The following is a 22273-nucleotide window of genomic DNA, read 5'->3' on the forward strand; positions in this document are numbered from 1 at the left end:
GTATGTCGTCGACTGGGATGCGGGAACGGTGCCATAGGCTTAGGACATGTTCAAGGAGCGCGTAGTCTTCGTCCACGGGGCCGGCAGCTTTGGTGCCGCCGCGTGGCCGAAGCAGCACGGCATGGCCTTAAGCTATGACGCCCTGTTCCTGCGGCGGCACGGCTTCGACGCCGTCGCCGATCCGCTGGAAACCGACTTCGCGGCGGACGCCGGCATTGTCCTGCGCGCCCTGGCTGACGACGGCCGCGGCGAGGCCGGCGGCCACGTCGTTGCGCACGCGCAGGGCGCCATCGCGGCGATGATGGCGGCCGTCGAGCGTCCCGACCTGGTCCGGTCGCTGACCCTGGTGGAGCCCGCCTGCCTCTCGCTCACGGCGGAACTGCCCGCGACCGCGGCTCACAGGGCGCTCATGCAGCCGCTCTTGGACGTCCGCAACAACCTCGGCGACGAGGATTTCCACCGGGAATTCGTGCGCCGCGTGTTCGCCGCTCACGCCCCGGCCCGCGGTACCCTGGGCGTGCCGGCCCCCGACGCCGGGCGGGAAGCGAACCGGCTCAGGCTGCAGGCCCCGGCGTGGGAAGCGCCGCTGCAAATCGTCCCGGGCGTGCCCACACTCGTCCTCACCGGCGGCTGGGAGCCGCTCTACGAGGAGATTGCCGGCTACCTGCGGGAGACGGGCGCCGTGCACCGCCTCGCCCCCGGAGGACACCGGCCCCAGGATTCCAAGGAAGGCGACCGCGCCATCCGCTCCTTCATCGCCGACGTCAACCGCAGCGGGCACGCCCGGGCGTCCTAGTCCCACGCCGGGCCTCAACCTACGAGTTTTGGGGGCCGTCCATGAGCGGACGGCGCCCCAGAACTCGTGCTAGGGGCGCGCGCCCAGGGTGGGCTCGGGCAGGTAGACCTTGCCGCCGGATGCCAGGAATTCGTCGCTCTTCTCCCGCATTCCGTCCACCATGCGCGCAAACGCCGCCTGGGAATCGGCTGAACCGTATTCGTCCCTGATGTCTTGGCTGATCCGCATGGAACAAAACTTCGGCCCGCACATGGAGCAGAAGTGCGCTGTCTTGGCCGGTTCAGCGGGGAGCGTCTCGTCGTGGAAGGCCTCGGCAGTCACGGGGTCCAGGGACAGCGCGAACTGGTCCCGCCAGCGGAACTCAAACCGCGCCTTCGACAGGGCGTCGTCGCGTTCGTGCGCACCGGGGTGGCCCTTGGCGAGGTCGGCGGCGTGGGCGGCGATCTTGTAGGTGATCACGCCGGTCTTCACATCATCCTTGTTCGGCAGCCCGAGGTGCTCCTTGGGGGTGACGTAGCAGAGCATGGCGGTGCCGTAGCGGGCAATTTCGGTGGCGCCGATCGCCGAGGTGATGTGGTCATAGCCCGGTGCGATATCGGTGACCAGCGGCCCGAGGGTGTAGAAGGGGGCGCCCTTGCAGAGTTCCTGCTGGCGCTCCACATTTTCCCGGACGAGGTGGAACGGCACGTGCCCCGGGCCCTCGACCATGACCTGCACATCGAACTCCCAGGCCCGCTGCGTGAGCTCGGCCAGGGTGTCCAGTTCGGCGAATTGCGCGGCGTCGTTGGCGTCCGCCGTCGCGCCGGGCCGCAGACCGTCGCCGAGGGAAAACGCGACGTCGTACTTGGCGAAGATTTCACACAGTTCGTCGAAGTGGGTGTAGAGGAAGTTTTCCTGGTGGTGCGCCAGGCACCAGCCGGCCATGATGGCGCCGCCGCGGGAGACGATTCCGGTGACCCGGTTTACCGTGAGCGGCACGTACCGCAGCAGGACGCCGGCGTGGACGGTCATGTAGTCCACGCCCTGCTCGCACTGTTCAATCACGGTGTCCCGGTAGATCTCCCAGGTCAGGGCGTTCGCCTCGCCGTTGACTTTCTCCAGCGCCTGGTAGATCGGGACCGTGCCGATGGGAACAGGGGAGTTGCGGATGATCCACTCGCGGGTCGTGTGGATGTCGTCGCCGGTGGAGAGGTCCATGACGGTGTCTGCTCCCCATTGGGCGGCCCACTGCAGTTTGTCCACTTCCTCGGCAATGGAGCTGGTGACGGCGGAGTTGCCGATGTTGGCGTTGATCTTCACGAGGAAGGCCTTGCCGATGATCATCGGCTCGGACTCCGGGTGGTTGATGTTGTTCGGAATGATGGCCCGGCCGGCCGCCACCTCGCTGCGGACAAGTTCCACGTCGCAGTTCTCCCGCACGGCCACGAACCGCATCTCCGGCGTCACAATGCCCTGCCGCGCGTAATGCATCTGGGTGACCGTACGGCTGTCGACGGCGCGGCGGGGCTCCGGCGGCGCGCCGCGCCATTCGGCAGAGGAGGCGCCGCGCCGGACCGCGGACTTGCCGTCGTCGAGCAGATTCCGCTCCCGGCCTCGGTACGGCTCCGTGTCGCCGCGTCCGGCGATCCAGTCACGGCGGAAGGGGGCGAGCCCCACCACCGGATCGCTGCCCGGCCCTGCCGTGCGGTACACCCGGAACGGGGGATTCTCGACACCCCCCGGGGAGGGTTCCAAGGCGATCTCGGTCACGGGAACACTGATCCCGTCGTCTTCGACATACGCGAGGGTGTGGGATTTCAAGGACTGCGTCACGGGAGATGCACCGCCGACGGCGAGCCCGCTTGGTACGGCGGCCGCCCCGGTTTGGTCAGGGCTCTGCCTTGGATTTGTAGTGCTCAAGGGTTACTCACTTCCTTCGCCGGCATTACCCGGACAGGTTCAACGGTCACAGACTGCGTCAGCCCGATCTCAGCCCCTGCAGGGGCACCCGTGTGGTCGTAGACGAAGCTACCACAGACGGTGCGGAAAGCCATCGGGGCGGCCCCCGCCCCGTGTGCGGGTAGCGATGCGGATTAGGCTTTAAGGCATGAGCAGCATCATCGAGTTCAGCGGCACCGTTCTTACCGGACCCGTCAGGGAACACCGCGGGTTGTGGGCAGTCGACGGCAGGCTGACTTTCAAGCGTCCCAGCGCGGCCCCGGACGTTGTCCTTGACGGCTGGGTTATCCCCGGGCTGGTCGACGCGCACTGCCACATCGGGCTCGGACCCGGCGGGGACGTCCCGGAACAGATCGCCGAGGACCAGGCCCGGACGGACCGCGACGCCGGAATTCTGCTGGTCCGCGATGCCGGGGCCGTCCATGATACCCGCTGGATCCAGCAGCGGAGCGAGCTGCCACGCATCATCCGCGCCGGCCGGCACATCGCGAGGACGCGCCGGTACCTTCGAGGCCTGGCCGTCGAGGTGGAGCCCGAGGACCTCGTGGAGGCCGTCCGCAAGCAGGCCCGCGCCGGCGATGGCTGGGTCAAGCTGGTGGGGGACTGGATCGACCGCGACGCCGGCGACCTCGCCGCCAGCTTCCCGGCGCGCAGCGTCAAGGATGCTGTCCAGGCAGCCCACGACGAGGGCGCCAGGGTCACGGCGCACTGCTTCGCGGAGGACACCCTCGACGACATGCTCGACGCCGGCATCGACTGCATCGAACACGGAACCGGACTGCTCCAGCGGCACCTGCCGCGTTTCGTCGAGCAGGGTGTGCCGATCGTGCCCACCCTGATCAACATCGCCACCTTCCCCGATATCGCAGCCCGGGCCGAGGCGAAGTTCCCCCGCTACGCCGCGCATATGCACTCCCTCTGGGAGCTCCGCGCCGAACGGATTCTCGAGGCATATGAGGCCGGGGTTTCCATCTACGCGGGAACGGACGCGGGCAGCGTTATCCAACACGGACGCATTGTCGACGAACTTGAGGCGCTGCACGCTGCCGGACTCCCGGCCGGGGCAGCGCTCGACGCCGCCGGCTGGGCTGCCCGCGACTGGCTCGGCGCGGAAACGATCACCGAAGGCGCCAGCGCCGACGTGCTGGTCTGCGCCGAGGACCCCCGCCGTAATCTGGCCACCCTGCGGGACCTGCGGAACATCGTGCTGCGCGGTGAACTAGTCCGTCCGGGAGTGCCCGCACATTAGGAATAAATTGAAGCTTCAAGTAATTTAGTAGTATGAACGGGTCTCCGAGGGTCGGTGGCCGCGAAACCACTGGAGCGTTTCGATGACAGCAGAAGCCAGCACCCAGGATCTTCTTCCCGCCGAACTCACCATGGGCACCGTGATGCTCAAGGTCGGCGACATGCAGCTCATGACCGACTACTACCAGCGCGCCCTGGGCCTCGACATCGTGGCAGAGCAGGACGGCGGGCTTTACCTTGGACGCAGGCAGAAGCCGCTGGTCCACCTCGCCCCGGCATCGGGGCTCAGCTTTCCCTCGCGCGGCGAGGCCGGGCTGTTCCACACCGCCCTGCTTTTCGAGGACCAGCCCGCGCTGGCAGCCACCGTGGCCAGCGCGGCCCAATACGAGCCGCAGTCCTTCACCGGCAGCGCCGACCACCTCGTCAGCGAGGCCTTCTATTTCAACGACCCCGAGGGCAACGGCATCGAGCTCTACTGGGACCGTCCCCGCGACACCTGGTCCTGGGAGGGCGGCAATGTCGTGATGGACAGCCTCGCCCTGCCGCCGCAACGCTACCTCGAGCAGCACCTCACCGAGGCATCGCTGGCCGGTCAGCGGCAGGCCGAAGCCGGCATTGGGCACATCCACCTGCAGGTCGGCGACGTGCAGTCCGCCCACGACTTCTACGTCCGCACCCTCGGCTTCGAAAAAACGGCCGGCTGGCACGGCCAGGCGCTCTTCGTGTCCGCCGGCGGCTACCACCACCACATGGCCATGAACGTTTGGAACAGCCGCGGCGCCGGACCCCGCCGCGACACCCTGGGCCTGGGCGAGGTCCTGATCGAAGTGCCGTCCGGCGAGGACGTCGGCGCCCTCGCGGACCGCCTCAAGACCGCCGGAGTCCAGTCCCACCACACGGGCGCCGAGCTGCGCTTCGACGATCCGTGGCGCAACCGGATCCGCGTCGCCGTTCGCTGAGACCCGGCTGTACTTGGGCCGGGGCAAACGGGACACGTCCCGCTTGTCGCTGGCCCAAACTCCGGACATGCCCATTGTTCGGAGCAAGGAGTGGACGTGGTGCCTATATGTCCACTGCCCGCGGCCACGGCAGGGCATGTCCAGTCTGAGCGCACCGTCCGGCTGGGCTAGGCTGAAACCGGACGGTAGCAGCAGCCTCGTGCCTGCAGTGCGGCCGCCGGTACGACGCTACGCCGACCTTCATGAGGAGCAGTTCCTTGGGATTTACTGAAATCTTCGTCGCCACCCATGACGCCGCCCTCAAGCGTGCGGCAGCCCTCGACGGCGGTGCCGCGGCTGACGCTGGCGCCGTCCGGATTCCGGACATCAGCGACTTCGAAGTCGAACGCCTCGGAGACCTGGCCGGGACCGCCGTCCACGCTGCGGGGGCCGACTACGAGCTGGCCATGGTGGACGTGGCCAGCGACTCGCTGCTGGGCGTTCCGGCCGCCATGGTCCGCGCCTTGGCGGACCTGCTCAGCTATGAGACTGAAGGCGACGGTGACGTCCTGACCGACGTCGCGGAGGGCTGGGCCGCCGAGGAGGACATGCCCTTCGGTGCAGAGCAGGCCGCCCGCTTCGTCCGGCAACTGGCAGAGCTGGCCGCGGGTGTGGACCCCGCCACCAAGGCCGGGCTCTACGTCTGGTCCTCCTGACGCCCGCCAACCGGTGACGCAAAAAATGCGCCGGACGCGGGTGTCAAGTCGAAATTCGCGCGGCGATCTGGCACAATGATCAGGTACTCGATCCACGTGGCCCCTCTCTCCGCGTCCGGATCCTGTCCTTTAGAACCCCCTAGTACGGCCCGCCCCACGGGTGCAGAACGCCGGGCTCGACCTCGTTTCAGAAACAGGAGTGACCACAAAAGTGGCCGTAAAGATTCGCCTTAAGCGCTTCGGCAAGATGCGCGCACCGTACTACCGCATCGTCGTCATGGACGCACGCTCCAAGCGTGACGGCCGTGCTATCGAAGAGATCGGCAAGTACCACCCGACCGAAGAGCCCTCGTACATCGAGGTTGACTCGGACCGTGCCCAGTACTGGCTCGGCGTCGGCGCACAGCCGTCCGAGCAGGTTGCCGCGATCCTGAAGATCACCGGTGACTGGCAGAAGTTCAAGGGTCTCCCCGGCCAGGAGGGCACCTTGAAGACCAAGGCTCCCAAGGCCGCCTTCGTAACTCCGGAAAAGGGTTCCGTGATCATCCCGGAAGCCATCACCAAGAAGGCCAAGAAGGACGACGCCGCCGAGGCTCCCGCCGAAGCAGAGACCACCGAGGCTGAGTAATTTGCTGGCAGATGCGCTCGAACACCTGGTCCGCGGGATTGTTGACAGCCCCGAGGACGTCAAGGTCAGTGCGAAGAACAACCGCCGCGGGGACACCCTCGAGGTACGGGTTCATCAGGACGACCTCGGACGGGTGATCGGACGCCAGGGTCGCACCGCACGCGCCTTGCGCACCGTGGTGGCGGCGCTGGCCGACGGTGAGCCGGTCAGGGTCGACGTCGTCGACACCGACCGCCGCCGGTAGCGCAGCCAGCATTACTTGTCTTAAGTCCGGCCCCTCCACCAGCTTATGGTGGAGGGGCCGGACTGTTTTGCGCAGCAAGTGCACCAGAAACCCCAGACTTCAAGAGAATCCGAACAGAGGAACAGATGCAGCTTCAGGTGGCACGAATCGGCAAGCCCCACGGCATCCGCGGCGAAGTGACCGTCCAGGTGCTCACCGATGCGCCAGGTGACCGCTTTGTTCCCGGCACACAGTTCGTGGTGGAACCTGCCTCGGCCGGCCCGCTGACCGTCGAGAGCGCCCGCTGGAACAAAGACATCCTGCTGCTGGCCTTCGAGCAAGTGGAGACGCGCAACGACGCGGAATCCCTCCGCGGCGCCAAGCTCTTCATCGAGACCGAGGAACTGGACGAGGACGACGACGACGAAGGCTGGTACGAGCACGAGCTCGTGGGCCTGGATGTTCGGGTCGGGGACACGGTGGTCGGCAAAGTGTCGGGGCTGCACACCCTGCCGGTTCAGGACCTCCTGGTGGTGACTGACCAGGACGGAAAAGAAATCCTGATCCCGTTCGTGGAGCAGATCGTCCCCGAGGTTAATGTCGCCGACAAGTACGTCCGCGTCACCCCGCCGGCCGGACTCTTCGACGTCAATACCGAGACTGGCGCCACCCCCGACGACGGCGACGCGGACGGCGGCGCCGAGGGCACCGATGCCGACAACGCCACTGCCGGCGACGGAGACCGCGCCTGAAATGCGGATCGACGTCGTCAGCATCTTTCCCGAATACCTCGCACCCCTGGAACTCTCCCTGATCGGGAAGGCGCGCCAGGACGGGTTGCTGGAACTGAACGTCCACGACCTCCGCGGCTTCACCACTGACCGGCACCGCACGGTGGACGACACCCCCTACGGCGGCGGCGCCGGCATGGTGATGAAGCCCGAACCCTGGGCGCAGGCGCTGGCCGCCGTCGCCGAGGCGGCGCCCAAGGCGTCCGCCGGGGACACCTCCCGCAAACCCGTGCTGATCGTTCCGTCCCCGGCGGGGGAGCCTTTCAGCCAGGCGATTGCCCATGAACTCGCGGAAGAGGACCAGCTGGTTTTCGCCTGCGGACGCTACGAGGGCATCGACGAACGCGTCCTGGACTGGGCCGCGGAACACTTCACCGTCCGGCCCATGAGTCTGGGAGACTACGTGCTGAACGGCGGCGAGGTGGCCGTGCTGGCCATGGTCGAGGCCGTCGGGCGCCTGCTGCCCGGCGTCGTCGGCAACCCGGAGTCGCTCGTGGAGGAATCGCACTCCGACGGCCTGCTCGAATATCCCGTCTACACCAAACCGTCGAGCTGGCGGGACCGCGAGGTTCCCGCAGTGCTGCTGAGCGGCAACCACGGCAAGATCGCGCAGTGGCGGCGGCACGAACAATACCGGCGCACCGCTGAACGCCGCCCCGACCTGCTCGACGTGTTCGACGCCGGCAAGCTGCCCCGCGCGGACCGGACGGCGTTTGGAGAACTCGGTTACGACGTCGTCGACGGCCGGCTCCAGCGCCGCCCCGACGCTTGAACCAAGCCGATCCGCCTAAGCCAATTCACCAAAACGCGCCGGAATGTGGCAAAATTAGTGCTTGTGCCTGCTGGGTTGCGAACCTGCCACAGGGGGAGCGTCACCAACAGCGGCACCCCGGCCCGGTCAATTCCTGACAGAGCCGGAACGACAAAACTTTCGGCGGGAATTTCCGGTGCGTGAATGCGCCCGGGCTTGGCCGCCGTGACCCAACGTGAATGACCTGTGGCGTTCGCCAGGAGTGGATCAATGCATATCCTAGATTCCGTAGACGCAGCTTCGCTGCGAAACGATGTTCCCGAGTTCCGCGCGGGTGACAACATCAAGGTGCACGTGAACATCATCGAAGGCAAGAACTCCCGCGTCCAGGTCTTCCAGGGCTTCGTCCTGGGCCGCCAGGGCGACGGCGTCCGCGAAACCTTCACCGTCCGCAAGGTCTCCTTCGGCGTCGGCGTGGAGCGTACCTTCCCGGTACACTCCCCGATCATCGACAAGATCGAGCTCGTCTCCAAGGGGGACGTGCGCCGCGCCAAGCTTTACTACATGCGTGCACTGCGCGGTAAGGCTGCGAAGATCAAGGAAAAGCGCGACTTCCAGACCGCCAAGTAAGTCCACCGGACTTTCCCAGCGGATCCACGGACGAGGTCCGGCATGCGCCGCGACCAGCCGCCACTGCGCTGTTCAATTTAGAAGAGCGCCAGAGGACACGGATCATGGAACAGACAAGACGCCGGCCCAGGAAACTGGGCTGGCGTTTTGCGTTGCTATGCCTGGTCCTCGCGGTGGTCATCAGCGGCCTGGTCCGCTCGCTCTGGCTGGACGTTTACTACATCCCGTCGGCGTCGATGGAACCGCTGCTCCGCGACGGGGACAGGATCGTAGTATCACGCACCGACTTTGCCTTCGAACCGGTCCGCCGCGGCGACCTCGTGGTATTCGATGGCCGCGGTTCCTTCGCCCCGCTCAACAGCGGCAAAGGCCCTGCGGCCGATTTCCTTGCCGGCGCCGGCCACTGGCTGGGCCTGACCGGCAGCGACACGACCTATGTCAAACGCGTCATTGGCCTGCCCGGCGACCACGTGGTCTGTTGCGATGCGGACAGCCGGCTCACAGTCAACGGCCAGCTAGTTGAGGAACCCTATCTGTATGCCGGCGATGCCCCAAGCCAGTTAAAGTTCAGCGTGATAGTCCCCGACGGCCGGCTCTGGCTGATGGGGGACCACCGGTCCAAGTCGGCCGATTCCCGCAGCCTGCTGGGCGCGCCGGGCGGCGGAATGGTCCCGCTGGACCGGATCGTTGGCCGGCCGGCGCAGATCATCTGGCCGCTTGATAGATTTGCAGCAATACCCCGGCCCAACGAAGCCGCCCGACATTAAAGACACGACGATGAAGAACGGACAGTAGATGCCCGAGACCGGACCCCGGACACCTGATCCGCAAGGGCGCGACGAGCCCCCGGCGACCTCCTCGCCGACTTCCGGCGATCACGCCGCGGTCCAGCGGACGCCGGCGCGAGCGCGCCGGGCGACGGCCCGGGAGGGCCGCAGCCCCGCGTTCCTCTGGTTCAAGGAAGTCGCCACGGTGGTGGTGATCGCCGTCGTGCTGTCTTTCCTGATCAAGACGTTCCTGTTCCGGGCGTTCTATATCCCGTCCGAATCGATGATGAACACGCTGGACGTCAACGACCGGATCTTCGTCAACCTGCTGGTGCCGGAGCCGATCGCCATGCAGCGCGGCGACGTCGTCGTGTTCCGCGACACCAAGGGCTGGCTGGCCCCTGCCGCCAAAAAACCGGCCGGAGCGTTCGCCGGCGTGCAGGACGCACTGACCTTCGTGGGCCTGCTGCCGGACAACTCCGAACAGCACCTCGTCAAGCGCGTCATCGGCCTGCCCGGCGACCACGTGGTCTGCTGCGACGGCAGCGGCCGGCTCACCGTCAACGGGGCGCCACTGGACGAAAAGTACATCAACAGCGCCGAGGTGCCGCAGGTGCGCGACTTCGACGTGGTGGTGCCCGCGGGCAAAGTCTGGGTGATGGGCGACAACCGGAACCATTCCGCCGATTCCCGCGCCCACACGGACAGCAGCGGCGGCTTCATCGACGTGGCCGACATCGAAGGCAGAGCCGCCGTGATCGCCTGGCCGCTGAACCGGATCACGGCCCTGGACAATTACCCGGAAGTCTTCCGCGGCGTCCCGGCCGCGGCCGGAAAGTAGGGACAGCAGCCGTGTCCGCAGCTCCAACCCTCGACTACGAGCGCCGCTTCCGCGGCTCCGGCGCCCGGCTGCTCGCCGGGGTCGACGAGGTGGGCCGCGGCGCCCTGGCCGGGCCCGTCAGCGTCGGAATCGCCGTCGTGGACCTGCACCAGCAGAAGCTTCTGGCGGACGTCCGGGACAGTAAGCTGCTCAAGGCGGCGGACCGGGAGCGGCTCGAGCCACTGGTACGGAGCTGGGGCGTCGCCTCCGCCGTGGGGCACGCCTCCGCCGCGGAAATTGATGCGCTCGGGATCATCGGTGCGCTCAGGCTCGCCGGAAACCGGGCCTGGTTCTCGGTGCTGGCCGCGGGCGTGACGCCGGATGTGGTGCTGCTGGACGGCAGCCACAACTGGCTGTCACCCGTGGCGCAGGCCTCCCTGTTCGACGACGGACCGCAGGAACCGGGCTGCGACGCGCCGGTGCACACCCTGGTAAAGGCCGACATGCAGTGCCTCAGCGTGGCCGCGGCATCCGTGCTGGCCAAGGTCGAACGCGACCGCCAGATGACTGCCCTGCACACCGAGTATCCGGACTTCGGCTGGAGCGAAAACAAGGGCTACGGCACCGCCGCGCACAAGGACGCGCTCCGCGCCGCGGGTCCGTCCCCGTACCACCGCGTCAGCTGGCAGCTGCTCCGCGACTAAGTGTGGGGGGTGCCGGCGCCAAGCGGGGGGCGGCGTCGGGACGGGCCATGGCGCGCCGTCGGCGCGCGATGGTGCAAGATGGAACCATGAGTGCCGAAGACCTGGAAAACTATGAAACCGACATGGAGCTGCAGCTCTACCGCGAATACCGCGACGTCGTCGGGCTGTTCAGCTATGTGGTCGAGACCGAACGGCGTTTCTACCTGGCCAACCACGTGGACCTGCAGGCCCGCAGCGCCGACGGCGAGGTTTACTTCGACCTGACGCTGCAGGACGCGTGGGTCTGGGACGTCTACCGCTCCGCCCGGTTCGTTAAGAGCGTCCGCGTCATCACCTTCAAGGACGTCAACGTCGAGGAGCTTCCGCGCAACGAGGAACTGGCTCTGCCCAAGGTGGAGGGTCTGGGGAACTGATTCCCGGCTTTAGCTAGCCACCGCCCGGAGTTACCCACATAGCCCGGCAGCCCACTGTGTCGGCGTTCCCGGAGCACGCACGCTGGAGGCATGAGAGCTAAGGACGTGCTGGGCCGGCGCGGCGAAGAACTCGCCGCCGGCTTCCTCGAAGCCCAGGGCATGCGCATTGTGGACCGCAACTGGCGCTGCCCCGAGGGTGAGATCGATATTGTGGCGCTCGACGGGGACGCGCTGGTCATCGCCGAGGTCAAGACCCGCAAATCCGTCGCCTACGGGCACCCCTTCGAAGCCGTCGGCGTGGACAAGCTCGCGCGGCTGCATAGGTTGGCCTCGGCGTGGTGCCGGGACCATGAGATGCGTAGGCCGCTTCGCCGCGTAGACGTCATCGCCGTGCTCGACGACGGCACCGGCGGTCCGTCCATCGAACACCTCAAAGGGGTGGGGTAGATGGCCCTGGGACGGACCTATTCGGTGGCACTGGTCGGCCTGAACGGCTTCATCGTGGAGGTCGAAGCCGACATCGGCCAGACCCTTCCGGCGTTCGTGATCCTGGGCCTGCCGGACGCCTCACTTAACGAGGCGAAGGAACGGATTCGATCCGCAGCGCAGAACTCCGGCATCCCGCTGAGCCGACGGAAGATCACCGCGAATCTGATCCCGGCGTCATTGCCCAAGCGAGGCTCCGGCTTTGACCTGTCCATCGCAATGGCAGTCCTGCTTGCTGCCAACGACCTGCGTCCCACCGGACGGCATGTCTTCATCGCGGAACTTGGCCTGGACGGGCGTCTGCGCCCCGTTCGCGGCATCCTCCCTGCCGTCATGGCCGCCGTGCAGGCCGGCTATCCGGACGTGGTGGTGGCGCAGGCCAACGCCGCCGAAGCCGCGCTGGTTCCCGGCGCCCAAGTCCGCGGCTACCGGACCCTGGCCCGGCTGGCCTTCGACTTCGGCGCGGACCCGCAGGAATTGGCCCTGGATTTCGAACCGGAAGACGGGGAACCGGCCGGCACGACGCCGGCCGCGGCCTCGGCCGGCGTCGTGCCGGATATGTGCGACGTCTCGGGCCAGGGCGACGGGCGCCGGGCCCTGGAAGTGGCAGCGGCCGGGGCGCACCACGTCCTGCTCACCGGGCCACCGGGGGCCGGCAAGACGATGCTCGCCGAACGGCTGCCCGGCCTGCTGCCGGACCTCGGGGACAGGGCGGCCATGGAGGTGACAGCCATCCATTCATTGAGTTCGCTGCCCTCTGCCACAGTCACGCTGCTGCGGCGGCCGCCCTACGAGAACCCGCACCACACCGCCACAGCGGCCGCGATCATCGGCGGCGGATCGGGACTTCCGCGTCCGGGTGCGGCCTCACGTGCCCACCGCGGCGTGCTGTTCCTTGACGAGGCCCCGGAGTATGAACGACGCGTCCTGGACGCACTCCGGCAGCCGCTCGAGAGCGGCGAACTGGTCATTCACCGCTCGGCCGGCACGGCGGCCTATCCTGCCAGATTCCAGCTGGTCCTCGCTGCCAACCCGTGCCCCTGCGGGAAGGCCTCCGGCAAGGGCATCGACTGTACCTGCACCCCGATGATGCGCCGCCGCTACCTCGCCAGGCTGTCCGGGCCGCTGTTGGACCGGGTCGATATTCAGCTCGAGGTTGAACGCGTGGCGCTGGCAGACTTCGGCCAGCCCCGCGCCGAAGAGAGTACGGCCAAAATCGCGGCCCGGGTGCGGGCCGCCCGGGAGCGGCAACTCGACCGGCTTCGGCCGCTCGGTCTGGAAACGAATGCGCAGGTACCGGGGCGGGTGCTCCGCGGGCCGCTGCGGCTGGCCGGCCCAACAACCCGCATCCTCGACCGGGCGCTGGAACGCGGCGCCCTTACGGCCCGCGGCTATGACCGAGTCCTGCGCCTGGCGTGGACCCTGGCGGACCTCGCCGGCGGTGACGTCCCCCATGCAGACGACATCGGCCAGGCGCTCGGCCTTCGTCAGGCCACAGCGGCCGCCGCCTGAGGCAGCTATCCCGACCCGCCAATGGACCCACAGCGTGAGGAGAATGCAACACCATGACTGACAACGAAAGGACTGCCCGGGCGGCACTGTCCAGGCTTCTGGAGCCCCAGGACGCCGCAGGCCTGGCCCTCGTCCGCGTGGCCGGGGCAGAAGCGGCCCTAAGGATCGCGACCGGGCAACTGGCGGCAAGTCCCGGGCTGGAGCAGGAATTGTCCCGGGTGCTGGAGGAAAACGGCGCAGGCAGCGGCTGGACCGGCCTGGGCATGGCACTGAAACGCTGGGCGCCGCGGGTTCCTGACCTGGCGCCGGCGCGTGACCTCGCGACCGTGCAGCGCCTCGGCGGACGACTGATCATACCGACGGACGTGCTATGGCCCGGCCAGCTCGCAGACCTGGGCCTCCAGGAGCCCCTCTGCCTGTGGTGGCGCGGTGTGGAACAGGAGTTGCCGGCGGTGAACAAGGCTATTGCACTGGTGGGCTCCCGGGACAGCACTTCATACGGCTCCGCCGTGACGGGCGACCTTGCCTACGCCCTGGCCCAGAGGGGGTTCACCATCATCTCCGGCGGAGCCTACGGCATCGACGCCCACGCCCATCGGGCCGCCCTGGCCGGTGCCGCCGGCGGCCTGCCCACCATCGCCGTCATGGCCGGGGGAGTGGACCGGTTCTACCCCGCCGGCAACGAGGACCTGCTCCGGGCAGTCGCCAACCAGGGTGCCGTGCTCGCCGAGGTCCCGCCGGGGTCGGCGCCTACCAGATACCGCTTCCTGCAGCGAAATAGACTCATCGCGGCGCTGGCCGCGGTCACCGTCGTGGTGGAGGCACGGTGGCGGTCCGGGGCACTGAACACAGCCCACCATGCCGAGACCCTGGGCAGGGCAGTCGGGGCGGTGCCCGGGTCGGTGCACAGTGCCAATTCGGCCGGCTGCCACCGCTTGCTGCGCGAAGGCGGGGCCGTGTGCGTCACTGACGCAGGCGAGATCGCCGAACTGGCCTCGCCGAGCGGTGACTCGTTGCCGGAGGTCAAGCCAGGCAGGGTCGAGGCCCACGATGGACTGACCCTCGAAGATCTGATCCTGCTGGACGCCCTTCCGCTGCGGATCACGAGCAACGTCGAGAAGCTCGCCACCGTCGCCGGGCTGAGCCAGGACTCGGTCCGCGCAGGTCTTGGCCGGCTTGGCCTGATGGGCCTGGCCGAATCCCGAGGCGCCGGCTGGAAACGGTCCACAGCGGCGGGATGAGGCGCGGGACCGGCCGACACCCCGGCACGCCGTCGGGCTGCGGCAGAGCCGGAGTAATTACTGGCAGAGTGGAACGGTGCCAACACAGCAACAACTGCCCGCAGCGCTCGCCGAAGCTGCCAGCGGCTTCGGCCGCTACCTGGAAGCGGAGCGTGGCCGTTCGGTCCACACCGTGCGCGCCTACCTCTCCGACGTCGGAAGCCTGCTGGTGCATGCGGTCACGGAGGGTGCCGGGGAAATGGCGGATCTCGAACTCGGCACCCTGCGCCGCTGGCTTGGCGCCCAGAGCGAAGCTGGAAAGTCCCGCGCCACCTTGGCCCGGCACGCCGCCACAGCCCGGGCCTTCACCGCCTGGGCCGTCCGCGAGGAATTCATTGCCGTCGACCCGGCGCTGCGGCTGATGGCCCCGAAACGGGAAAAGTCCCTGCCCGGTGTGCTGGGGCTGGGGCAGGTGCAGCGGCTCGTGGCCGGAGCCGAGTCGGCCGCAGCCGAGGGCAAGCCGATGGCCCTGCGGAACCGCGCCATACTGGAGTTGCTCTACGCCACCGGTGTGCGCGTCGGTGAGCTGTCCGGCCTGGATGTGGACGATCTCGACCCGGACCGCCGGACCCTGCGGGTCATCGGCAAAGGCAACAAGGAGCGCACGGTGCCATACGGACTCCCGGCGGCGCACGCCGTTGACGACTGGCTGCGCCGCGGACGTCCGGCTCTGGTTGGGGAAGGTTCGGGTCCGGCGCTCTTCCTGGGCGCCCGTGGCAGGCGGATGGACCAGCGGCAGGTCCGCAGCGTCGTGAAGGGGCTGCTGGACGGGCTGGGGGACACCTCGGCGACCGGTCCGCACGCCTTGCGGCATTCGGCCGCAACTCACCTGCTCGACGGCGGGGCGGACCTCCGTGCCGTGCAGGAGATCCTTGGTCACAGCAGTCTGGCCACCACCCAGATCTATACGCACGTCTCGGTCGACCGGCTCCGCAAGAGCTACCAGCAGGCCCATCCGCGGGCTTGAGCTGCCAGCCTCCCGCGCCGTAAGGTGACGGCCCCGGACCGCCCGGTCGACGCGTCCGGTAGCCAAAACGACTCGCCGGGGGCGACGCGCCGAATTGCGCTGGCGTAAATAGCCGGGGTACGGCAGAATGAAACTCACGCCCGGCAACTTTCAAGTGGTGATTGAAGCTCGTGAGCATCCCTCACCACTTGTGATCCGGACCATTTTTTGCAAACGCGGGGCTTTGCTAATGCTTTCAAATAACTGAATAGTCTGGCAGGGGCAACCGCCCCGCACGCGGATCCGCGCAACAGACGGACATCCAGGCAGAGGTCGTTGGGGAAGACGTACCTATAGCTATGGAGGATGGAATGTCTGTTGCACTAACCCGTGGTGTCCTGTTCGTTCACTCGGCCCCGACCGCCCTGTGCCCCCACGTTGAGTGGGCCATTGGGTCTGTCGTGGACAAGCGGACGGATCTCGAGTGGACTGCCCAGCCCGCTGCGCCCGGAATGTTCCGGGCCGAACTGTCGTGGACCGGAACGCCGGGCACGGGGGCCCAATTGGCGTCCGCTCTCCGCGGCTGGGCTCACCTCCGCTACGAGGTCACCGAGGAACCCAGCCAGGGCGTCGACGGCGGCCGCTGGTCGCACACTCCCGAACTCGGCATCTTCCACGCCGTCACAGACGTGCACGGCAACATCATGGTCTCCGAAGACCGCATCCGGTACGCCTACGAGTCCGGCGCCGGCGACCCCGCCGCGGTCTACCACGAACTCTCGCTGGCGCTTGGCGAGGCATGGGACGAGGAGCTCGAACCATTCCGGCACGCCGCCGAAGGCGCCCCGGTGCGCTGGCTCCACCAGGTCGGCTAAAAGCAGGTCGGCTAAAAGCAGGTCGGCTAACAGCGGTGCCTTCCTGACCCGGACCTCCGCAGGACAAATCAACATCCCACTCCGTAGCAAGGGCACATGACAGATGGGGGCAATGTTCTTCTTGAACTAGGCGCTAGCCGTCATATCGCCAGCCCGGCTGACATTGTGTCCAGTCTGTTGACTAACTGGTTATCAGCACGCCACGCAGTCGCCCAGTCTTGCATGGCGCCGTCGTCGGACGCGCTCCACAGCAACGCCAAATGACAGATGGCGGCAGTGTTCACCGGGAACATTGCCGCCATCTGTCGTTTCGAGGGGTGTGCGCCTAGAGGCTGCGGACTGCGATGACGGCGTTGTGGCCGCCGAAGCCGAAGGAGTTGCTCAGCGCCACGATGCTGCCACCGGGCAGGGCGCGTTCGGTTGTGACCACGTCCAGCGGGATCTCCGGGTCCTGGTTCTCGAGGTTGATGGTCAGCGGAGCCTTGCGCTCGTACACCGCCAGCACGGTCAACACGGCTTCCACCGCTCCGGAGGCGCCCAGCAGGTGCCCCATCTGGGACTTCGTGGCGGAGACCGCCACGCTGTCGATGTGGTTGCCGAGGGCGGCCCTGAGGGCAGTGTATTCGGGCTTGTCGCCGACCGGGGTGGAGGTGGCGTGCGCGTTGACGTGCACCACGTCCTCGGCCTGGATCCGGCCGTCGAACATGGCCGCCTTGAGCGCCCGGATGGCGCCAAGCCCCTCGGGGTCCGGGGCGGTGATGTGGTACGCGTCGGCGGTCACCGAGGTGCCGGCCAGCTCGGCGTAGATCCGGGCGCCGCGGGCGATCGCGTGTTCCTCGGCTTCGAGGACCAGCGCGCCGGCGCCCTCACCCATGACGAAGCCGTCGCGGTCGCGGTCGTAGGGCCGTGACGCGTGCTCGGGATCGTCGTTGCGGCGCGAGAGCGCCTGCATCGAGGCGAAGGCGGCAATCGGCATCGGGTGGATGGCGGCCTCCGCGCCGCCGCAGACGACGACGTCGGCCTTGCCGGAGCGGATCAGGTCCAGTCCCACATGCACGGCTTCGGTGCCGGAGGCGCAGGCAGAGACGGGGGTATGGGCGCCGGCGCGGGCACCCAGATCAAGGCTGACAGCCGCAGCGGGGCCGTTCGGCATCAGCATCGGCACGGTCATGGGCAGGACGCGGCGGGGGCCTCTTTCGCGCAGGGTGTCCCAGGCGTCCAGGAGGGTCCAAACACCGCCGATGCCGGTAGCGAATGCTACGGCCAGGCGGTCGTGGTCGATGTCGGTGATGCCGGCGTCGGCCCAGGCCTCGCGGGAGGCCACAACGGCGAACTGGGTGGACGGGTCCATGCGCTTGGCTTCGACCCGGCTCAGGACTTCGAGGGCGGGGGTTGATGCGCGTGCCGCGAAGTGCACCGGCAGCTCGTACTTGGCCACCCAGTCGTCCTCAAGCGTGTGCGCGCCGGAGACGCCCTTCAGCGCGTTCTTCCACATCGTGGGGACATCGCCGCCGATGGGCGTGGTGGCACCCAGACCGGTAATGACTACTTTGCGTGCCATGGGATCTCTCTCTGTCGGTGCGCCTGCCGTGTCCGGAACTTGCTGGAGCGGCCGGGCCTGCGTAGGAAATATTCGGGGGTCGTGCTAAAAGCTCGGGGGTCGTGCTCAAAGAAGGCTGCGGGGTGCCGGCCCGGGAAGCTGTTGAAGCGTCCCGGGCCGGCCACCGGTCCGGCAGGAGCCGGCCGAAGCCAAGGGGCAGGCGGGAATCAGGCCTGGGCGGTGGCGATGAAGCTGACAGCATCGCCGACGGTCTTGAGGTTCTTGACCTCTTCGTCCGGGATGCGCACGCCGAACTTTTCTTCCGCGTTGACCACGATGGTCATCATCGAGATGGAGTCGATGTCCAGGTCCTCGGTGAAGGACTTGTCCAGCTCGACAGCCTCCGGGGCCAGACCAGTTTCTTCGTTGACGATTTCAGCCAGTCCGGCCAGGATTTCTTCGTTGCTAGCCATTGATGGCTCCTTTTCTTGTTGGCGCCGTAGGCTCCCGGTGCTTATTCCGGTCGTCTCTGGCGAACTGATTCAAGCCGAGGGTTCGGCTTGGTTTGGGAATCCGTGCTGTTGAGGAATGCCAACAACGGAGGAAGTGCGGTGGCCCCTTACGGAAGCACAATCACCTGGGCGCCGAAGACCAACCCGGCTCCGAACCCGATCTGCAGGGCCAGTCCGCCGCTCAGTTCAGGGTTGTCCTGCAGCAATCGGTGGGTGGCGAGGGGGATGGAGGCTGCCGAGGTGTTGCCGGCTTCGGCGATATCCCTGGCGATCTTGACGGTCTCAGGTAGCTTGAGCTTCTTGGCCATCTCGTCAATGATCCGCATGTTGGCCTGGTGCGGGATGAAGGCTACGAGGTCCTCGGCAGTGACGCCGGCGGCGTCGAGGGCCTGCTGGGCCATCTTGGCCATTTCCCAGACCGCCCAGCGGAACACCGTCTGCCCGTCCTGGCGCAGGGTGGGCCACAGGTCGGCTTCGGTTGCCGCGGCCTCACCCTCGGTGAGGGCGCTGTCGCGCTTGCCGGCTGCGAAGTCGCGGATGTCGAGCATGGAGTGGGTCATACCGATGGCGTCCCACTTGCTGCCGTCCGACCCCCACACCGAGGGGCCGATGCCGGGGGTGTCGGACGGGCCGATGACGACGGCTCCGGCACCGTCCCCGAGCAGGAAGGAGATGGTGCGTTCGGTGTTATCGATGACGTCGGAAAGCTTCTCGGCCCCGACTACCAGCACGTACTTGGCCGCGCCGGAGCGGACCAGGGCGTCCGCCTGGGCGATGCCGTAGCAGTACCCGGCGCAGGCGGCCGAGATGTCGAACGCCGGCGCGGGAGTGGCGCCGATGCGGTCGGCAAGGCTGGCAGCGGCCGAAGGAGTGGCATAGGGGTGCGTCACGGTGGAAACGATCACGGCTCCCAGTTCGGAGGCGTCGACGCCTGCCCTCTGCAGAGCCTCGCGGGAGGCGCCCTCGGCCATGTCGATGACGCTGACGTCGGCGGCAGCCCGGTGCCGGGTGATGATGCCGGTGCGTTGCCGGATCCATTCATCCGAGGAATCGATCCACTGGCAGACGTCCTCGTTGGTGACGATGACGTCGGGCCGGTAGGCGCCCACGCTCATCACCCGCGTGTTCGCGTTGATAGGGGCCTGCTTCAGGGTTGGAGCGCTCATTTCACTCCCTCCAGTTCTGCGAATAGGGCCAAGGCGGCGGAAAGGTCATCCGGGGTCTTGACGGTGACGGTCTTCACGCCCGGCATCCCGCGCTTGGCCAGGCCGGCCAGCGTTCCGGCCGGAGCCAGTTCGATCACGCCGGTGACGCCGCGCTGCACGAGGGTCTCCATGCAGCGGTCCCAACGGACCGGACGCGACACCTGGGCGATCAGGCTGCCGAGGGCGGCGCCGCCCTCGGTGACCTCGGCGCCGTCGAAGTTGGACAGGAGGGGGACCTGCGGATTCCGTGGGTGCAGGGAGGGCCGGAGAGCCTGCAGCGCCACCACGGCCGGGGACATGTGCGAGGTGTGAAACGCGCCGGCGACCTTCAGCGCGATAACGCGGGCCTTGGCCGGCGGATTCTTGGCGAGCGCCTCGAGCTGATCCAGGGTGCCGGCGGCGACGGTCTGGCCCGCGCCGTTGACGTTGGCCGGCGTAAGGCCGCAGGCCTCGATTGCGGCCAGTACTTCGGCGGGGTCTCCGCCCACGACGGCGCTCATGCCGGTGGGCGCGGCCGCGGCCGCGGCGGCCATCGAGTTGGCGCGTTCGCGGACGAAGGTCATGGCCTCGGTTTCGGTCAGGACCCCGGCCAGGGCGGAGGCGGTGATCTCGCCGACCGAGTGTCCGGCGAGAATGACCGGTAGGGTGTCCAGTTCGACGTCGAAGAGGGACTTGGCGGCCACGAGTCCGGCGGCGACGATCAGGGGCTGCGCGACGGCGGTGTCCTTGATGGTCTCCTCGTCCGAAGTGGTTCCGTGCGCGGTGAGGTCGATACCTGCTATTTCGCTAAGGGAGGCCAGCTGGCCTGCGACGGGAGGCAGTTCCAGCCAGGGGGCCAGAAAACCAGGGGTCTGGGAGCCCTGTCCAGGGCAGACGATTGCAAGCACGTATCCAGCTTTCCAAATTGCCGCGTGATTCATCGGTACTTTCATGCACCAAGCTCACTGGGTCAGTTTGTAGGAAGTCTACAACGGGTCAGGTGTTGTTGCGGGACGTCTGGCGTTCCGTGGAGGGTCTGGGCGGGGCCGAAAGCCGGCCCACCACCAGCGCCGCCTGAAGCACAAAAGCCTCCCGGGGGATCAGCGGGTCCCAGCCGGTGACATCGCAAACCCGCTTGAGCCGGTACCGGACGGTGTTGGCGTGGACAAAGAGTTCGCGGGCCGTCGCTTCGAGTGAATGGCCCAGTTCCAGGTAGCTCCCGAGGGTTTCCACGAGGCCGTTTGACGCGGCGAGCAGGGGCCGGTAGATGTTCTTGACCAAGGAGCGCCTGGCGGCGTCGTCTCCGGAGATCACGCGCTCCGGCAACAGGTCGTCGGCTGCCACCGGGCGCGGCGCGGACGGCCAGGCCCGGGCGGCGGTCAGGCCGGCGAAGGCTGACTGGGCGGAGCTGCTGGCCTCCGGCAGCGAATGGGCCTCGGCCCCGTAGACCACGGGGCCCGGGGCGAAGAGTTCGCTGAGTTTCTGGCAGGCGGTTTCGCGGTCCTGCACCCCGCCGAGGATGAGGATGAGCCGGTCGCCCTGGATGCCGACGAGGGCGTCCTCGGCGAAGCGGCCGGCCGTGCGGCGCAGTTCGCTGACGTAGCTGGCGCTCGGTTCCGACGGGGAATTTCCCACCATCACGGTGAAGCGTTCCTGGGCTTTCCAGCCCAGCGCGGCAATCCGGGAACGCAGCGCATCGGTGTTTTCGCCGCGCAGGATCGCGTCGACAATAAGCGCCTCCAGCCGCGTGTCCCAGGAGCCGCGGGTCTCGGCGGCGCGGGCGTAGACATCCGCCGCGGCGAATGCCACCTCACGCGAGTAACGCAGTACCGCCTCGCGGAGGGCGGACTGGTCGGCCTGCGGCGCGATGACCGGCACCTGATCCTCAACCACCTCCACGACGACCCGGATCAGCTGAAGCGCTTTCTGCAGGCTGATCGAGCGCGTCAGCTCGGTTGGTGCCGTGCCGAAGACGTCGGAGAGGATCCACGAGGGCGAGCTGGGCCGCTCGAACCAGGTGACGAACGCGGCGATGCCGTTCTGCGCGACCATGCCCAGGGCGGAGCGTTCGTCGGAGTTCAGCCGGCTGTACCAGGGCAGCGATTTCTCCAGCTGGCGCAGGGTCGTGGTGGATAGCTTGCCCACGCTGGATCGGAGCTTTTTGAGCGTCTCGGCCTTCTCCGGGGTCAGTGCCCGCTCGGCCGGCTTGCGCTTTACGGGAGTGGTGGTGGGCTCTGCCATGCTTCGAGCATACGGTGCCTGCCGTCCAAGCTCCATTTGTGCAAAGGCTACAAGTCGCCTTGGGCTGGATCACCACGGGTTAAACGCCCGACGGCGGCCCCACCCAAGGTGGGAACCGCCGTCGGGCGTTCCTGCGCGGTTGCTGTTTTTGGTTCTGGCGCGCCGTTTAAGCCTCCCCGCCCGCGCCCCCGGTGGTGCCGGCGTTGACGTTGAGCAGGCGGTATTTCTCGATGGCCTGTGCCGGTGCCTGGGCATCGATCTCGCCGCGGCGTGCCAGCATCTGCAGGGAACGGACCACGATTGAGTGGATGTCGTTCTTGAAGAAGCGGCGTGC

The 22273-nt window shown here is 67.6% G+C and carries 24 protein-coding genes and 1 riboswitch; of the genes, 18 read left to right on the forward strand and 6 right to left on the reverse strand.

The genetic code is table 11. The features are described from left to right. Positions 1 to 46: 46 nt before the first annotated feature. Positions 47 to 796, forward strand: a complete 750-nt coding sequence (locus ABIB14_RS15050; RefSeq protein ID WP_354236723.1) for an alpha/beta hydrolase — start codon at positions 47 to 49, stop codon at positions 794 to 796. 69 nt (positions 797 to 865) lie between these two features. On the opposite strand, the gene thiC is transcribed toward ABIB14_RS15050, so the two are convergent. Further along, a complete protein-coding gene (gene thiC, locus ABIB14_RS15055) occupies positions 866 to 2695 on the reverse strand; it encodes a phosphomethylpyrimidine synthase ThiC (RefSeq protein WP_502909680.1) in 1830 nt (609 codons plus the stop codon). Then, positions 2690 to 2797, reverse strand: a riboswitch (TPP riboswitch). Its footprint overlaps the gene before it by 6 nt. 85 nt (positions 2798 to 2882) lie before the next feature. On the opposite strand from thiC, the gene ABIB14_RS15060 reads away from it, so the two are divergent. The 17 genes from ABIB14_RS15060 to ABIB14_RS15140 all read left to right on the forward strand — a co-directional run bounded on the left by ABIB14_RS15060 (position 2883) and on the right by ABIB14_RS15140 (position 16462). Next, positions 2883 to 3983: an amidohydrolase family protein gene (locus tag ABIB14_RS15060; protein WP_354236724.1), complete on the forward strand. Its 1101-nt coding sequence runs from the start codon at positions 2883 to 2885 to the stop codon at positions 3981 to 3983. An 82-nt stretch (positions 3984 to 4065) separates the two neighbouring features. Further along, positions 4066 to 4941, forward strand: coding sequence for a VOC family protein (locus ABIB14_RS15065; protein WP_354236725.1), 876 nt, complete (start codon positions 4066 to 4068; stop codon positions 4939 to 4941). 257 nt (positions 4942 to 5198) lie between these two features. Next, on the forward strand, positions 5199 to 5636 hold the full coding sequence (locus tag ABIB14_RS15070; RefSeq protein WP_354236726.1) for a hypothetical protein: 438 nt from the start codon (positions 5199 to 5201) through the stop codon (positions 5634 to 5636). A gap of 211 nt (positions 5637 to 5847) precedes the next feature. After that, a complete protein-coding gene (gene rpsP, locus ABIB14_RS15075) occupies positions 5848 to 6264 on the forward strand; it encodes a 30S ribosomal protein S16 (protein WP_354236727.1) in 417 nt (138 codons plus the stop codon). A gap of 1 nt (position 6265) precedes the next feature. After that, positions 6266 to 6508 (forward strand): RNA-binding protein, encoded by a 243-nt coding sequence (locus ABIB14_RS15080; protein WP_290257539.1) that lies wholly within the window; start codon positions 6266 to 6268, stop codon positions 6506 to 6508. A gap of 125 nt (positions 6509 to 6633) precedes the next feature. Then, complete coding sequence (rimM, locus tag ABIB14_RS15085; protein ID WP_354236728.1) at positions 6634 to 7239, forward strand: ribosome maturation factor RimM; 606 nt, start codon at positions 6634 to 6636, stop codon at positions 7237 to 7239. A 1-nt stretch (position 7240) separates the two neighbouring features. Further along, complete coding sequence (gene trmD, locus ABIB14_RS15090) at positions 7241 to 8050, forward strand: tRNA (guanosine(37)-N1)-methyltransferase TrmD (RefSeq protein ID WP_354236746.1); 810 nt, start codon at positions 7241 to 7243, stop codon at positions 8048 to 8050. Between the two features lie 249 nt (positions 8051 to 8299). Next, the gene (gene rplS / locus ABIB14_RS15095) at positions 8300 to 8659 is read left to right on the forward strand and encodes a 50S ribosomal protein L19 (RefSeq protein WP_354236729.1); all 360 of its coding nucleotides are present in this window, start codon (positions 8300 to 8302) and stop codon (positions 8657 to 8659) included. Between the two features lie 104 nt (positions 8660 to 8763). Further along, positions 8764 to 9426 carry a signal peptidase I gene (gene lepB / locus ABIB14_RS15100; protein ID WP_354236730.1) on the forward strand — a complete coding sequence of 221 codons (663 nt, stop codon included), beginning with the start codon at positions 8764 to 8766 and terminating at the stop codon, positions 9424 to 9426. 28 nt (positions 9427 to 9454) lie between these two features. Continuing rightward, positions 9455 to 10267 carry a signal peptidase I gene (gene lepB, locus ABIB14_RS15105; RefSeq protein ID WP_354236731.1) on the forward strand — a complete coding sequence of 271 codons (813 nt, stop codon included), beginning with the start codon at positions 9455 to 9457 and terminating at the stop codon, positions 10265 to 10267. A gap of 11 nt (positions 10268 to 10278) precedes the next feature. After that, on the forward strand, positions 10279 to 10950 hold the full coding sequence (gene rnhB / locus ABIB14_RS15110) for a ribonuclease HII (protein WP_354236732.1): 672 nt from the start codon (positions 10279 to 10281) through the stop codon (positions 10948 to 10950). 86 nt (positions 10951 to 11036) lie between these two features. Further along, the gene (locus ABIB14_RS15115; protein WP_349411448.1) at positions 11037 to 11363 is read left to right on the forward strand and encodes a DUF2469 domain-containing protein; all 327 of its coding nucleotides are present in this window, start codon (positions 11037 to 11039) and stop codon (positions 11361 to 11363) included. A 90-nt stretch (positions 11364 to 11453) separates the two neighbouring features. Then, positions 11454 to 11810, forward strand: a complete 357-nt coding sequence (locus ABIB14_RS15120; protein WP_354236733.1) for a YraN family protein — start codon at positions 11454 to 11456, stop codon at positions 11808 to 11810. Then, positions 11811 to 13361 (forward strand): YifB family Mg chelatase-like AAA ATPase, encoded by a 1551-nt coding sequence (locus ABIB14_RS15125; RefSeq protein WP_354236734.1) that lies wholly within the window; start codon positions 11811 to 11813, stop codon positions 13359 to 13361. Positions 13362 to 13414: 53 nt separating this feature from the next. After that, positions 13415 to 14602, forward strand: coding sequence for a DNA-processing protein DprA (gene dprA, locus ABIB14_RS15130; RefSeq protein ID WP_354236735.1), 1188 nt, complete (start codon positions 13415 to 13417; stop codon positions 14600 to 14602). A 76-nt stretch (positions 14603 to 14678) separates the two neighbouring features. Then, positions 14679 to 15608 (forward strand): tyrosine recombinase XerC, encoded by a 930-nt coding sequence (locus ABIB14_RS15135; RefSeq protein WP_354236736.1) that lies wholly within the window; start codon positions 14679 to 14681, stop codon positions 15606 to 15608. Between the two features lie 350 nt (positions 15609 to 15958). Continuing rightward, positions 15959 to 16462 carry a DUF3145 domain-containing protein gene (locus ABIB14_RS15140; protein ID WP_354236737.1) on the forward strand — a complete coding sequence of 168 codons (504 nt, stop codon included), beginning with the start codon at positions 15959 to 15961 and terminating at the stop codon, positions 16460 to 16462. 325 nt (positions 16463 to 16787) lie between these two features. Here ABIB14_RS15140 and ABIB14_RS15145 read toward each other — a convergent pair whose 3' ends face one another. The 5 genes from ABIB14_RS15145 to ABIB14_RS15165 form a co-directional block, all read right to left on the reverse strand. Next, entirely contained in the window at positions 16788 to 18023 is a 1236-nt protein-coding gene (locus ABIB14_RS15145) for a beta-ketoacyl-[acyl-carrier-protein] synthase family protein (RefSeq protein ID WP_354236738.1), read from the reverse strand. A 206-nt stretch (positions 18024 to 18229) separates the two neighbouring features. Next, the gene (locus ABIB14_RS15150) at positions 18230 to 18475 is read right to left on the reverse strand and encodes an acyl carrier protein (protein ID WP_354236739.1); all 246 of its coding nucleotides are present in this window, start codon (positions 18473 to 18475) and stop codon (positions 18230 to 18232) included. Positions 18476 to 18621: 146 nt separating this feature from the next. Continuing rightward, the gene (locus ABIB14_RS15155; RefSeq protein WP_354236740.1) at positions 18622 to 19680 is read right to left on the reverse strand and encodes a beta-ketoacyl-ACP synthase III; all 1059 of its coding nucleotides are present in this window, start codon (positions 19678 to 19680) and stop codon (positions 18622 to 18624) included. Then, the gene (locus ABIB14_RS15160) at positions 19677 to 20606 is read right to left on the reverse strand and encodes an ACP S-malonyltransferase (protein WP_354236741.1); all 930 of its coding nucleotides are present in this window, start codon (positions 20604 to 20606) and stop codon (positions 19677 to 19679) included. Before ABIB14_RS15160 ends, ABIB14_RS15155 begins: the two co-directional genes overlap by 4 nt. Positions 20607 to 20694: 88 nt before the next feature. After that, the gene (locus ABIB14_RS15165) at positions 20695 to 21939 is read right to left on the reverse strand and encodes a PucR family transcriptional regulator (protein WP_354236742.1); all 1245 of its coding nucleotides are present in this window, start codon (positions 21937 to 21939) and stop codon (positions 20695 to 20697) included. Positions 21940 to 22273 lie beyond the last annotated feature (334 nt).

This window comes from Arthrobacter sp. UYEF3, from assembly GCF_040546245.1.
Classification (GTDB): domain Bacteria; phylum Actinomycetota; class Actinomycetes; order Actinomycetales; family Micrococcaceae; genus Arthrobacter.

Bases quoted from the DNA above. Each gene is read 5' to 3' on its own strand.
- ABIB14_RS15140 (WP_354236737.1), top strand. From the start codon at position 15,959: ATGTCTGTTGCACTAACCCGTGGTGTCCTGTTCGTTCACTCGGCCCCG.
- lepB (WP_354236730.1), top strand. From the start codon at position 8,764: ATGGAACAGACAAGACGCCGGCCCAGGAAACTGGGCTGGCGTTTTGCG.
- ABIB14_RS15125 (WP_354236734.1), top strand. From the start codon at position 11,811: ATGGCCCTGGGACGGACCTATTCGGTGGCACTGGTCGGCCTGAACGGC.
- trmD (WP_354236746.1), top strand. From the start codon at position 7,241: ATGCGGATCGACGTCGTCAGCATCTTTCCCGAATACCTCGCACCCCTG.
- ABIB14_RS15155 (WP_354236740.1), bottom strand. From the start codon at position 19,680: ATGAGCGCTCCAACCCTGAAGCAGGCCCCTATCAACGCGAACACGCGG.
- ABIB14_RS15150 (WP_354236739.1), bottom strand. From the start codon at position 18,475: ATGGCTAGCAACGAAGAAATCCTGGCCGGACTGGCTGAAATCGTCAAC.
- ABIB14_RS15050 (WP_354236723.1), top strand. From the start codon at position 47: ATGTTCAAGGAGCGCGTAGTCTTCGTCCACGGGGCCGGCAGCTTTGGT.
- ABIB14_RS15115 (WP_349411448.1), top strand. From the start codon at position 11,037: ATGAGTGCCGAAGACCTGGAAAACTATGAAACCGACATGGAGCTGCAG.
- rplS (WP_354236729.1), top strand. From the start codon at position 8,300: ATGCATATCCTAGATTCCGTAGACGCAGCTTCGCTGCGAAACGATGTT.
- ABIB14_RS15165 (WP_354236742.1), bottom strand. From the start codon at position 21,939: ATGGCAGAGCCCACCACCACTCCCGTAAAGCGCAAGCCGGCCGAGCGG.
- ABIB14_RS15120 (WP_354236733.1), top strand. From the start codon at position 11,454: ATGAGAGCTAAGGACGTGCTGGGCCGGCGCGGCGAAGAACTCGCCGCC.
- dprA (WP_354236735.1), top strand. From the start codon at position 13,415: ATGACTGACAACGAAAGGACTGCCCGGGCGGCACTGTCCAGGCTTCTG.
- ABIB14_RS15065 (WP_354236725.1), top strand. From the start codon at position 4,066: ATGACAGCAGAAGCCAGCACCCAGGATCTTCTTCCCGCCGAACTCACC.
- ABIB14_RS15060 (WP_354236724.1), top strand. From the start codon at position 2,883: ATGAGCAGCATCATCGAGTTCAGCGGCACCGTTCTTACCGGACCCGTC.
- lepB (WP_354236731.1), top strand. From the start codon at position 9,455: ATGCCCGAGACCGGACCCCGGACACCTGATCCGCAAGGGCGCGACGAG.
- rimM (WP_354236728.1), top strand. From the start codon at position 6,634: ATGCAGCTTCAGGTGGCACGAATCGGCAAGCCCCACGGCATCCGCGGC.
- ABIB14_RS15145 (WP_354236738.1), bottom strand. From the start codon at position 18,023: ATGGCACGCAAAGTAGTCATTACCGGTCTGGGTGCCACCACGCCCATC.